General features: G+C 58.9%; 9 protein-coding genes and 1 pseudogene. 8 read left to right on the plus strand and 2 right to left on the minus strand.

Features of this window, described 5'->3' with window-relative positions:
• Positions 1-24 precede the first annotated feature (24 nt).
• On the minus strand, positions 25-1,602 hold the full coding sequence (locus WM40_RS10665; RefSeq protein WP_046152894.1) for an ATP-dependent acyl-CoA ligase: 1,578 nt from the start codon (positions 1,600-1,602) through the stop codon (positions 25-27).
• A gap of 207 nt (positions 1,603-1,809) precedes the next feature.
• Between WM40_RS10665 and WM40_RS10670 the strand changes: the two are divergent.
• The 3 genes and pseudogenes from WM40_RS10670 (at position 1,810) to WM40_RS10680 (ending at position 4,449) form a co-directional block, all read left to right on the plus strand.
• Positions 1,810-2,750, plus strand: a pseudogene (locus WM40_RS10670) (LysR family transcriptional regulator).
• A gap of 167 nt (positions 2,751-2,917) precedes the next feature.
• A complete protein-coding gene (locus WM40_RS10675) occupies positions 2,918-3,505 on the plus strand; it encodes a nuclear transport factor 2 family protein (RefSeq protein ID WP_036008045.1) in 588 nt (195 codons plus the stop codon).
• Positions 3,502-4,449 (plus strand): ketopantoate reductase family protein, encoded by a 948-nt coding sequence (locus WM40_RS10680; protein WP_046152860.1) that lies wholly within the window; start codon positions 3,502-3,504, stop codon positions 4,447-4,449. Before WM40_RS10675 ends, WM40_RS10680 begins: the two co-directional genes overlap by 4 nt.
• Positions 4,450-4,452: 3 nt before the next feature.
• Here the strand turns inward: WM40_RS10680 and WM40_RS10685 are convergent, their stop codons facing one another.
• On the minus strand, positions 4,453-5,391 hold the full coding sequence (locus tag WM40_RS10685; protein ID WP_046152895.1) for a LysR family transcriptional regulator: 939 nt from the start codon (positions 5,389-5,391) through the stop codon (positions 4,453-4,455).
• Positions 5,392-5,575: 184 nt separating this feature from the next.
• Between WM40_RS10685 and WM40_RS10690 the strand changes: the two genes are divergently transcribed.
• From WM40_RS10690 to WM40_RS10710, 5 genes are all read left to right on the plus strand, one after another.
• A complete protein-coding gene (locus tag WM40_RS10690) occupies positions 5,576-7,000 on the plus strand; it encodes a M20 family metallopeptidase (RefSeq protein ID WP_046152861.1) in 1,425 nt (474 codons plus the stop codon).
• A 90-nt stretch (positions 7,001-7,090) separates the two neighbouring features.
• On the plus strand, positions 7,091-8,443 hold the full coding sequence (locus WM40_RS10695) for an MFS transporter (protein ID WP_082102574.1): 1,353 nt from the start codon (positions 7,091-7,093) through the stop codon (positions 8,441-8,443).
• Positions 8,444-8,453: 10 nt separating this feature from the next.
• The gene (locus tag WM40_RS10700; protein ID WP_236693467.1) at positions 8,454-9,680 is read left to right on the plus strand and encodes an aminotransferase class V-fold PLP-dependent enzyme; all 1,227 of its coding nucleotides are present in this window, start codon (positions 8,454-8,456) and stop codon (positions 9,678-9,680) included.
• A gap of 129 nt (positions 9,681-9,809) precedes the next feature.
• Positions 9,810-10,982 carry a pyridoxal phosphate-dependent aminotransferase gene (locus WM40_RS10705; protein ID WP_046152862.1) on the plus strand — a complete coding sequence of 391 codons (1,173 nt, stop codon included), beginning with the start codon at positions 9,810-9,812 and terminating at the stop codon, positions 10,980-10,982.
• Between the two features lie 204 nt (positions 10,983-11,186).
• Entirely contained in the window at positions 11,187-12,356 is a 1,170-nt protein-coding gene (locus tag WM40_RS10710) for a porin (RefSeq protein ID WP_036007963.1), read from the plus strand.
• Positions 12,357-12,483 lie beyond the last annotated feature (127 nt).

Consider the following 12,483-nt stretch of genomic DNA (forward strand, 5'->3'; position numbering starts at 1 on the left):
ATAAAAGTGTAAGCCGCGTTTCCGTCAGGTGCGCTTGATACGGTACCCGGACGTTTCCACATCCCATGTTGTCGCGGTCACCCCGCGCTCACGCAGCTTGTACTTCTGTATCTTGCCATTTTCCGTCTTCGGCAATTCGTCCATAAACGCGATAAAGCGCGGCACTGCGAAATACGGCATGCGCGGCTCGCAATACTGGACCAGCTCCAGCGGCTTGAGTGCAGCATGCTCGCGCAGCACGACAGCGGCCATCACCTCGTCTTCCGCGAGTTCCGATTGCACGGCAAAGACAGCGACCAATGCGATCGCGGGATGACTGAGCAACACCTGTTCTACTTCGAACGAAGAGATATTTTCACCCCGGCGACGAATCGCATCTTTCAAGCGATCAACAAACCGGAAATAACCGTCAGACTCTCGCACGACCCGGTCACCGGTATGGAACCACAAGTTGCGCCACGCTTCCACGGTTTTTTCCGGCATCCCGAAATACCCGCTCGCGAAAGCAAAGGGCTGCTTCGCACGCAAAACTAATTCTCCGGCCTCGCCATCGGCAACGGGTTCGTCGCATGCATCGACTACCTGCGCTTCGAATGCGTCCGCCAGCCGCCCCATGTAGCCGGCGCGCTGCGTCGCCAGCGCACCACCGATAACCGCGTTGGTCTCCGTCGAGCCATAGATATCGATTAGACCTATACCCGTACGGCCCGTGAATATTGCGTGGAATTGCGCCGGCACGCCGGGCGCCAATGCCACCCTTACCCGATGCTCCCGCTCCCGTGATGCCTCGGGCAGCCGCAATAGGATCGGCACCATCGCGCCTAGAACATAGGTGACGGTTGCACGCGTTTCGATCAGCGCGTCGTAAAAGCGACTCGCGGAGAAACGCTTATCGACGATAAGCGTCGCATCGAACAGCAAGGCCTGAAAAAAAGCATTCAGCGCATTCGTGTGAAACAAAGGCAAGCACGTATAAAGCACATCGCCAGAACGCAATGCCAGATCACCACCGGTATGCGTACCCCACCAATAAAATTGTGCGTGCGAACACATCACGCCCTTCGACAACCCCGATGTGCCGGACGTATAGAGAATTACGAAGAGGTCACCGTCCGCCAACGTCGCTGGGCATATCGGATCGGTTGCCGCCGGCATCGGAATGGTCTCGATGGAGAACACCTTTGCGCCACCGAGCGGTTCATTGACCGCGTCGTCGATAAGCCAAATCGACCGCAATGAGCAAGCACCCTCACCTAGCATATGCACGGCGGACACCAGGCTAGATTCGGTAACCAGCAAGCGCGCGCCCGAATTGCCGAGAATATGCTGCAACTGCGCGCCACGCGATGCAGTATTGATCGGTACCGCCACGGCGCCCAACCAGCCGCAAGCCAGGACGATTTCAAGAAATTCGAACCGATTCGAACACAGCACGGCAACTCGGTCACCACGGGTAACACCGTGCGCCTGCAGCGCGCCTGCACGTCTCGCGACCGCTTCGCGCAGCATCGATGCGGACCAGGTATCGGTCCGATCCGAAAATAGCGCACCCTCTGCACCACGCGCACACCGAGCCGCCAACAGCGCTGGCACTGTGCGCATCGACGCGTTACGGCACGTTGGTTGAGCATCGCCTGTGAAGGTTTCCGCAGCGTGCGTCGTGCCGACCAAATCGTTCCGCTGAGACGCACGTGCTGACAGCGACGATGGCGCTGGGATCTGCATACTTCCGGACTCCGGTGATGAAGGTATTGACCGAGTCTAGAGTCGAGATCAATATCGGTCAAATTCATCTTAAATATCCAGCCCATGAACCCCACTGATTTCCAGCGGGTCGATCTGAACCTGTTGCGCGTGTTCCATATGATTCTCGACGAGCGGAGCCTGACACGCGCTGGACAGCGTCTGGGACTGACACAGCCTGCCGTCAGTTATGCGTTGGGGCGATTGCGCGCTTTGTTCGAAGACCCTTTGTTCGTACGCACGACCGATGGCATGATGCCGACGCCCGCGGCCGAGAGGCTTGCACTTCCCCTGGGCCGCGCAATGGCTGCGATTGGCGAAACATTACGAGATGCTGAGCCCTTCGACCCGCTTACCAGTACGCGCGAATTCCGGCTCACGCTGTCCGATGTGGGTGAGCAAGTATTCCTGCCACCGGTATGTGAAGCCCTGCAGCAAGCCGCACCGCATGTTCGCCTCGCCGCCGACCCGGTTCCGCTCGCCGAAATAGAAAGCAGGCTACGCCTCGGGCAACTCGACTTCGCCATTGGCAACCTGACGGCATTAAGACGCGTGACCCGCCACGCCGCACTCTTCAACGAGGAATGGGCCTGCATGACACGCAAACGCGCGGGTCTCCCGGCGCGCACCTTGTCTCGCAACCAGTTCCTCGAATTGCAGCATGTTGCGGTGTCGTCGACCGATAGCAGCCACCTCGCAATCGACGAGGCCCTGCGCGAGCGTAACCTGCATCGACGAATCGCCATGCGCGTGCAACACTTCACCGTCATTCCGCAAATCCTGTTACGGACCGATTGGATGGTCACCATACCGCGCGGCGTCGCGAACGTGTTCAACGCCACCGGCCAGTTCGCGATTTTTCACTACCGGTGGTGCTTCCAAAATTTGAATCGACGGTGCACTGGCATGAAGTATATGAACACGATATCGGGCATCAGTGGTTCCGGACACTGTTGATCGACACGCTGACACACGCCCGCCTTTTCGCCAGCAGCGCACGAAAATGATGCCGCTATGCAGATTTTGGGAGATAGCCTATACCGGAAACTCCGACGACCACCGATCATCAGCCTCATTGATGGCCGCGGCAATTTTGATGGATTTGACGCTGGCGCGAGTGCCCCCTATCGTGAGCGCGTCGAGCCATGCCGAATCAGCCATCGTGAGGAACGTTATGTCAGCCCCGCAAGCAAGCGTCGCCGGAGCAGCGGATTACGCTGCGCTCGTCCGCCGTGTGGAAGCCCTGGAAGCCGAATCCGACATTCGGAAAATTCAGGCCCGGTATATGTTCTTGTGCGACACGCCGCTCCCTGAATACGCTGTCGAGAACGATATGGCGCGCATCGACCTCATCTTGCAACTGTATACAGAAGATGCGGTTTGGGAAGGCGTGGGCGAGTATTATGACAACCAATTCGGGCGAGCGGTTGGCAAAGCGGCAATCCGTTCGCATTTCGAGGCGTTCTGGGGGCAGAAAAAAGATCCGGCGCTGATCCTCAATTGCCATTACCTGACATCGGAACAAATCCACGTTCACGCGGATGGACTGACCGCGGACGGTCAATGGGTGCATATGCAACCGTGGTTATTCTCGGACGGCAAGGCGCTGCTGCGGTCGTCGCGACTGAACAATCTATTCCGCAAAGAAACAGACGGCCATTGGCGGATCACGCGAACCCGTACAGAAAATGTCTTTGTCGCCCCCCTGTCGCCTACATGGGCGTCTGATTACCCCTCCCAATCAATATTGATGAAACCGTGAAAATCCTCATCATTGGTGCCGGCGCGCTCGGCGGCTATTTCGGTGCCCGCCTTGCGGCGGTGGGCCAGGATGTCACCTTCTTGTTACGTCCGCGTCGCGCGCAACAGATCGCCGAAGGCGGCCTGGTCATACAGAGCCCCACGTTTGGCAACACCGTCATCGCCGCGCCGCAGGTGACGCGTCGTGAAGCATTGCTCGCAACACCTACGCATTACGATGCCATCCTGGTCGGCTGCAAGGCCTATGATCTCGATGACACGATGGATGCGTTTGCGCCGGCCGTTGGCCCGCACACCATGATCGTCCCCTTGCTGAATGGCATGACGCACCTGGATCGTCTGTCATCCCGTTTCGATCCGAAGAACGTCCTCGGCGGCTTCTGCCTAATTTCCGCCGCGCTTGACGACGCAGGCCGGGTGCAGCATTTGAACGACACGCATCAGCTTTACTTTGGTGAACGCGACGGCACGTTGTCGGAACGGGTATTACGATTGCAAGCCTGCTTCGAAGGCGCCCTCTGCGACGCGATCGCCAGCCCGCGGATCATGGCGCAAATGTGGGAAAAATGGATCCAGATTGCCACCGCTGCCGGCATGACCTGCCTGATGCGCGGCGCAATCGGTACGATCAACTCCGTCGGTGGCACGGCTTTCGCGAACGCCTTGTTCGATGAATGCGCGGCTATCGCGGCCCATGCAGGGTATCCGCTAGGCACGCAAACCGCAGCGCGTATCCGTTCGGTGGTGACCAGCGATACCTCGCCTGTCACCGCGTCGATGATGAAGGATCTGGAACGCGGGGCGCGCGTGGAAGCGGATCATCTCATCGGCGCCTTGATCCGTGCGCGGGATGCCCATACACCGCCCACCGCCCGATGCGCACCGCTCCTGCTGGATCTGGTGATGCTGCACCTACGCACCTACGAGCACCGCGCGCAATCCTGAGTATTACGTTATGGACGCCTCGCCGTCCCCAACGACATCGGCTTGCCGCAAATCCGAAATCAACCATTCGAGACAAGCGGAGGCCATGCCCGACAGCGTACGCCCAGCAAGGGTTTGCACTTGCAAACGCCGTTGCTGCAGTAGCGGATTATCAAATCGGATCGCGATCAGGTCGTCCTGCGCCATTCGATTCGCGACCGACACATAGCCCGACGGCATGACCGCGCCATCCATCGTTTTGACAAACTGGTAAAGCGCGGCGGCGTACTGGCTTGTCACGGCCGGGACAATATCGACGCCTTCGACATTGCACGCGATGTCGAACAGTTGCTGATTCGTCGTAACGCGCTGCTGCACCAGAATGGGATAAGGCAACAGGTCCGCGATCCGCACCGACCGCCGCGTCGCGAGCGGGTGCCGCGTCCGCATTAACGCCATCACCGGGGCCGACATCGTCCACCGTACCCGAATACCGGGTTCCGGCTTCATGCTAAACGTCAACGCGATCTGCGCTTCGCCACTGAGAAGTTTTTGCGTGGCAACATGGGACGGGACGACGTCCATCAGGACGCTGCATTCCGGATAAGCATTGCGAAACCGGCTCAAGGAGTTCGGCAAGAAATCAAACGCGAATCCTTCGGTGCAAGCGATGCGGATACGGCGCTCCTGTTGCGCCGTGTCACGGCGGATATCCTGTTCCAATGCCTCGGCATCGGCAATCGAGCGACGGGCATGCCGATACAACATCTCACCGGCGTGTGACAGCTTCATCCCGCGCGCGTGACGCTCAAACAACGGCACGCCGAGGTCGCCCTCCAATTTGGCAATATGTCGGCTCAAGGCGGAAACCGTCATGCCGAGCTTTTCCGTCGATGCCGTCAGCGAGCCACACTGAGCAACAACGGAGAAGTAGTACAACGACGGCTCCAGCAATGCACGCATCGGTGGTTCACCCTCAGAGGTTTGCGTTTTTTTCAAGGTTACCTTGTTTGATTGCGAATTCCAAAACTATTTCGGTTGACTACTATCCTTGTTACCGACTGTTCCGAATGCGCCACGCTTTACCTTACGGCGCTTATCGCAGCCTACGCCGCATACCGCATCATCGACTTCTTGCCTTATCGCCATGTCACGTCAAACCGCTATCGATCTCGCCCGCACCCACTATGACAGCGGCGCGTTCCTCGACATTTTGCAACGCCGTGTTGCCATGCCGACCGAAAGCCAGCGCCCGGACGCCGCGCCGCATCTCGTCGCCTATCTGCGTGACGAGATGGGCGCCACGTTGCGCGACCTCGGCTTCACGCATGAGTTAGTCGACAATCCTGTAGCAGGTGCCCCTCCGTTCCTGTTGGCCGCGCGCATCGAAGATCCCGCGTTGACCACCGTGCTGCTGTACGGGCACGGCGATGTGGTTGGCGGCGATGCCGCGAATTGGCGCGACGGCTTGACGCCGTGGTCGATCACAGTCGATGGTGATCGTTGGTACGGTCGCGGCACTGCCGACAACAAAGGGCAACATTCCATCAATCTCGCCGCGCTCGATGCGGTGCTCGCAGCTCGGGGCAGCCTCGGCTTCAACGTCAAGATCATCCTGGAAATGGGTGAGGAAGTTGGATCGCCCGGGCTGGCCGCACTCTGCGAGCAATATCAGGACAAACTGCGCGCTGACGTATTGATTGCTTCTGACGGTCCGCGTCAGCTTTCCACGGCCCCCACCGTCTTTCTCGGTTCGCGCGGCGCATTACATTTCCGCCTGAGCGTGGGGAATGACTTCGGTGCGCGACACTCGGGTAACTGGGGCGGCGTGCTCGCCAATCCGGCGATCGTACTCAGCAACGCGCTGGCAAGTCTCGTAGATGGACAGGGTCGCATCCGCATCAACGGACTGCTGCCACCGCCTATTCCACCGCGCGTGCGTGAACTTGTCCAGGATTTGCGCGTGGGTGCCGACGAAGGCGATCCGCCCTTGTCCGAAGGCTGGGGTGAACCGGGACTGAGTCCGGCGGAACGTATCTTTGCCTGGAACACCCTTGAAATTCTCGCCATGCAGTCCGGCAATACCGCGCAGCCGGTTAGCGCGATTCCACGACATGCAGAAGCGGTATGTCAATTACGTTTTGTCGTAGGCACCGACTGGCATCGGGCCAAAACGCTGATCGAGGCGCATCTTGCCCGTGAAGGTTTCCCGCAAATCACCGTGACGATCGAAGCGTCCGGTGGCGCCACGCGGCTCGACCCGGACGACGCATGGGTCAGCTTTACGACAGCCTCGCTGTCGGAGACGACAGGCAAACCTGTCACGGTGCTGCCGAACCTCGGCGGCACCATTCCAAATGAATGCTTCGCCGATACGCTCGGGCTGCCCACGATCTGGATTCCACACTCCTATCCAAATTGCCGGCAGCACGCGCCCGATGAACATCTGCTCGGCAGTGTGGTACGTGAAGCACTGCAAATGATGGCCGGTCTATTCTGGGATATCGGCGATGCGGCTGGCGACACGCCGAAATCGGCGCGAGCCCCGCACGGCCAGAATCCGCAAGCCTGACCGATTCGGCGCAAGCCGTCTTCACAGCCCGCCGTATATTGCCCACGCCGCGGCGCGAGTTTGGAACGATCTCTATTCATGGACACGATAATGAGACAAGACGCAGTCACTTCGCCGGTCGACGCCAGTGGTGCGATCGCCTCGAGCGCCGCGAATGACACACCAACGCAGGATGCGCAAAAGCGCGCGAAATTGCGACGACTGATCGTCGCCAGCAGCATCGGCAATGCACTCGAATGGTTCGACTTCGCGGCCTACGGCTTCTTTGCCGTCACGATCGCGAAATTGTTTTTTCCGGCATCAAACCCCACTGTCTCGCTGTTGCTGACTTTTGGGACATTTGGTGCCTCCTATCTGTTCCGACCGTTGGGAGCCTTGATCCTGGGTCATTATGCGGACCGGAAAGGCCGCAAGTCGGCATTGCTGCTTGCCCTGTCCCTGACGACCGTGGGCACATTGATCTGCGCGATCATTCCTACGTACGCGGACATCGGTCTGGCCGCGCCGCTGGGGTTGATGCTGGCCCGCTTCCTGATCGCTTTTTCCACCGGCGGTGAATTCGGTAGCGGCACGGCCTTGATGGTCGAGCAGAAGTCTGAACGCAAAGCGTTTCTTGCAAGCTGGCAGTTTTCAAGCCAGGGCATGAGCACCGTGTTGGCATCGTCATTCGGATTGCTACTCAGCACTCAGCTGTCGCACGCACAGATCGATCAATGGGGTTGGCGCATACCTTTCGTGTTCGGCCTGCTGATCGCTCCGGTCGGGCTGTACATCCGCCGCTTCGTCGACGACACCTTGCCGACGGATGCCCATGGTAAGGCGCTCGCTCCCGCGGCGGCACCGCTGAAAGAACTCTTCACCCACTACAAGGGTCGCCTGTTCCTGGCCGCCGGCATCCTGTCCGTATCGACGGCCGCCAGCTATCTGATGATCCTTTACATGCCGACGTATGCGGTAAAGCAATTACATTTACCTGCATCCACTGGCTTTGCCGCAACGGTGGTAACCGGTGTGATCCTGATGGTACTGACCCCGCTGATGGGGCATTGCGCGGATAAATTCGGGCGTGGCCGCATCATGACGATTGCCGCCCTCGGCACGCTGCTGACGATCTACCCCTGCTTCAAATGGCTGCTGATGGCGCCAACGTTCGGCGTCTTGATGACGATCATGATCATCGCCGGCCTTATAAAAGCGGTGTATTTCGGCCCTCTCGCCGCAGTACTGTCATCGTTGTTTCCAGCTTCGGTACGCAGCACCGGTCTCGGCTTCGGCTATAACATCGGCGTGATGGTATTCGGCGGTTTCACGCCCTGGCTAGTCACGATACTGATTGCAAAGACCGGCGATCCGGCGTCACCTAGCTACTATCTTATGGGATGCGCGGTGCTGAGCCTGATTTGTGTCGGCATCTACAGCAAGCGTATCGCGCATCAGATCTGAAGCATCGACGATGATGATCGCGCCCCCCCCAGCCCCCACGCCGCCGTCTTGCAACTTGCCGGACTCTGGCATCGAAAATCGCGACAGCGGCTGGTGCCTCTACCATTCCGCCGGCCGTTTCCCTGGTCAGCAACAGGCCATCGATCGCGCACTGAAAGCGTTCACGCAAGCATGGTGCGCGCCGCAAGAAGAAGGTTGGCAGTTTGCACTGGAAGCAAGATCACAACTGCTGCGGAACTGGGCAACGCTGATCAATGCGCCCGTGGACAGTCTGTTCCCGGCACCCAACGTGACCGAGGCGCTGGCGCGCTGCATTGATACGCTCGCGGACAACACACACGGGCCTTCGCTGCTGCGAAACCGCGTCGTGCTGATCGCCGCGGATTGCTTTCCAAGCCTGCATTTCCTGCTGCGTGGCCTGTCTGATAGACATGGCTTCACATTACGCACGGTCGCCGCGACGCAAAGTGCTCCTGGCGGCCCGACCTATGTCAGTGACGACGATTACCTCGCCGCCTGGGACGACGATGTCGCACTGGCGGTTGTTACCTGGGTGTCTTCCCTGACATCGAAACGCGTCGACCTTGCACGACTGTGCGCGCACGCGCAAAAGCGCGGTACCGTGGTCGCGGTGGATATCACCCAAGGTGCGGGCATCCTGCCCTTTGATCTGCAAGCCTATCCGGTCGATATTGTTTGCGGATCCACGCTGAAATGGCTGTGCGGCGTGCCCGGTGCGGCATTCGCCTATGCCGGTCCACGCCTGTTTGCATCGGGGCGCGTGCCAGGGCTGCGTGGGTGGTTCAGTCAGCCCGATCCATTCAACTGGGATCTATCGCGATTCACATTCGCACCGGACGCGCGGCGCTTCGATACAGGAACGCCTTCCGTGCTGCCCTACATCGCTTCGCGTCCCGGCTTCGATTGGGTGCTGTCGCAAGGTGTAGATGTACTACGACGACACAACTTAGCGCTCGGTGATGCGATCCTCGATATCGCCGATACCTGTGACCTACCCGTGTTGACGCCACGTGATCCGGCCGGACGTGGCGGCAGCATCATGCTCGCGCTTCCAACACCCGCGCAAGCCGCGGCGGCGGTGCAAACGCTCGCCTCGCATCAAGTCGCGGCGGACGCGCGTGGCTGCACGCTGCGCCTGTCTCCTGGCGCCCGCACAACGCCAGCCGGGATCGATAGGCTGGCAGCGGCGCTGCATCAAGCCAAGCGCGGAGGATAAGGCAATGCGGGCCGGTCACCATTCAAATGCGCCGAGGACGATCGGCCTCGCCTGCGTGCTGCGGGGACCGCCGGGTCGGCCATCAACGCCGTCCCGCCGCTCTTTTTACGTAACACCAGGAATAGCACCATGAAATTCGCGACACGCATCACCCAGACGTCGAAAAAAAACTACGGCATGTACGACAAGGCGACAAAGCGCTTTGGCAATGATCCCGACCTGATCCATTTGGAACTCGGCAAACCGATTGCCGATACCCCGCAGCCGATCAAGCAGGCAACCATCGATGCACTACTCCGGGGAGAGGTTCATTACACCGACCTGCAAGGCGTGCCGGCGCTTCGCGAAGCGTTGGCGCACAAGCTACGCACACGCAATGGGCTCGAAGTTGAAGCCGATTCCGTACTGGTGACGAATGGTCTGACCCACGCCTCATTCGCTGCTTTCTTTGCCTTGCTTGATGCCGGCGACGAAGTAATCCTGCTCGCACCTTACTATCCTCAACATATCGGCAAGATTGAAATGGCCGGGGGGATACCGGTGATCGTCGATCTTGACAAGGACCGCGACTTCGCCTTTGACATTCCGGCAATCGAAGCGGCCATCACGCCACGCACGCGGATGATCGTGCTGGTGAATCCGTCGAATCCGACCGGACGCGTTCACACGGGCGACGAACTGCAGGCCCTTGCCGACGTCGCGATCCGGCATGATCTGGTCATTCTTGCAGACGAAGTCTACGAAGACAATATTTATGGCGAGGTACCCCATGTCAGCATCGGCGCGTTGCCGGGCATGGCCGAGCGCACCATTTCGACATTCGCTTTTACAAAAGGCTATGCGATGGACGGCTGGCGTATTGGCTATCTGTGTGCACCGAAGGAAGCGATAGGCGCCTTGATGAAAATCACAGCGAGCGATGTCACGCATGTCAACACCTTTATCCAGCATGGCGCATTGGCCGCGATCACGGGCCCCAAAGCACTGGTGGAAGACATGGTGGCGGCGGATCGGATCAAGCGCGACCTCGTTGTCAAGGCGCTGAATGCGATGCCCGGTGTGCTCTGCGCCGTGCCACACGGCACGATGTACGCGTTTCCTGACATCCGTGCGACCGGCCTGGATTCGCAGACACTCGCGGACAGGTTATTGGACGAAGCACATGTGGTCGTGGAAGCGGGGAGTTTCTACGGGCCCGCGGGTGAAGGCTTCCTGCGTATCTGCTTCACGGCCAGCACGGAAGCGGTCCTGCATACCGCCATGGAACGACTGCATGCATTTTTCACGCAGTTAATGCGGTAAAAACGTCGCACGTCGCGCCGCTCCGGTAGGAATGGTGCGGTTCCGCGATATGCCGTACCAGAGGCCACGGCATTCGCCAGAAAAGCAGAAGGCCTCTTTGTTTCGTCACTTCGCATTCCGAATTACTTCCACAAAGAGACCAAAAAAATGGCGCTCCGCTTTGCTCCTTCTCGCCGCATCCGCCCGCTACGGAAGAAATATGCGATGACGCTCGCCGCGTCGGTCGCCACCTCGCTCGGCATGACCATGGCCGCACATGCCCAAAGCAATGTCCAGATCTACGGTATTCTGGATTACGGCATCCAATATACCAATAACAACGCAGGTGGCCGGCTGATTGGTGGGACCAGTGGTGTCAAGCAAGGCTCGCGATGGGGTTTCCGCGGGGACGAAGATCTTGGTAACGGCCTGAAGGCCGTATTTCGCCTTGAAAATGGATTGAATCTGGGCAACGGCACCGCGGGTCAAGGCGGACTGGAGTTCGGGCGTACCGCTTACGTCGGACTGTCGTCCGCACAATATGGGACGATCACACTGGGACGGCAATACGACTCGGTGGTGGATAGCGTGGGCGCGCTGATCACCTCGATGAAAACCGGCGGCGGCAACACCGCGCATATGGGCGACCTGGACAACTTCAACAACGTCAAGCGCGTCAACAATGCCATCAAATACCAGTCGCAAACGTACTATGGTTTGAGCGGCAACGCCCTGTATGGAATGGGTAATCAGGCCGGTGATTTCACGCGTAACCAGATTTGGTCCGTGGGCGCGAACTATAAGCAAGGGCCTATCGAACTCGGTGCGGCCTACTTGAACGTACGCGATCCGAACCAGTCGTTCTTTACCAATACGCCAACAAATGTCAACGGCGCCACGACGAACAACATGACCGCGTATCCTGTGTACAGCGGCTATGCGTCAGCGCATACTTATCAAGACATCGGGGCAGTGGTGAATTACACGATCGGCAAACTGATCATCGGCGTCAACTATTCGAACGTCCAGTTTCAGGGACTGGGCGACAGCAGTGCCGGGGCGAATCCGCTACATTTGCACGGGACCGCCACCTTCAATACGGGCGAAATCAACCTCGACTACATGCTGCGCCCCGATATCGTTCTCGGCGCCGTCTACAGCCTGACCCATGGCAGCGGCGTTGGCACCGTCGGCAGCTCAAACTACCATACGCTGTCATTGTCGTATGACTATTTCCTATCCAAGCGGACCGACGTCTACCTGCTGGCATCGTATCAAATTGCTAACGGTACCGACTCGACCGGACAATCCGCCAAAGCCAACATCGCGGCGTTGAGCGCGTCCAGTTCGAATCGGCAGGCGTTTCTCGAAGCGGGGCTGCGCGTGAAATTCTAAGAAAACGGTTGGCGGGCAACAAGCGTACTCGCCAACCCGCATACATCGCTACTCATCAACCTGATTGATGATGAGACTGTTTTGCGATTGATTTGACGGATTTTATCGCCCGTCGGACACTCTTCTT

The organism is Robbsia andropogonis, from assembly GCF_000970345.1.
In the GTDB taxonomy this organism is placed as follows: domain Bacteria; phylum Pseudomonadota; class Gammaproteobacteria; order Burkholderiales; family Burkholderiaceae; genus Robbsia; species Robbsia andropogonis.

Coding starts and splice junctions, on each gene's coding strand:
- WM40_RS10710 (WP_036007963.1), top strand. CDS start 11,187: ATGACGCTCGCCGCGTCGGTCGCCACCTCGCTCGGCATGACCATGGCC.
- WM40_RS10685 (WP_046152895.1), bottom strand. CDS start 5,391: ATGCGTGCATTGCTGGAGCCGTCGTTGTACTACTTCTCCGTTGTTGCT.
- WM40_RS10675 (WP_036008045.1), top strand. CDS start 2,918: ATGTCAGCCCCGCAAGCAAGCGTCGCCGGAGCAGCGGATTACGCTGCG.
- WM40_RS10690 (WP_046152861.1), top strand. CDS start 5,576: ATGTCACGTCAAACCGCTATCGATCTCGCCCGCACCCACTATGACAGC.
- WM40_RS10705 (WP_046152862.1), top strand. CDS start 9,810: ATGAAATTCGCGACACGCATCACCCAGACGTCGAAAAAAAACTACGGC.
- WM40_RS10700 (WP_236693467.1), top strand. CDS start 8,454: ATGATGATCGCGCCCCCCCCAGCCCCCACGCCGCCGTCTTGCAACTTG.
- WM40_RS10665 (WP_046152894.1), bottom strand. CDS start 1,602: ATGCGCACAGTGCCAGCGCTGTTGGCGGCTCGGTGTGCGCGTGGTGCA.
- WM40_RS10695 (WP_082102574.1), top strand. CDS start 7,091: ATGAGACAAGACGCAGTCACTTCGCCGGTCGACGCCAGTGGTGCGATC.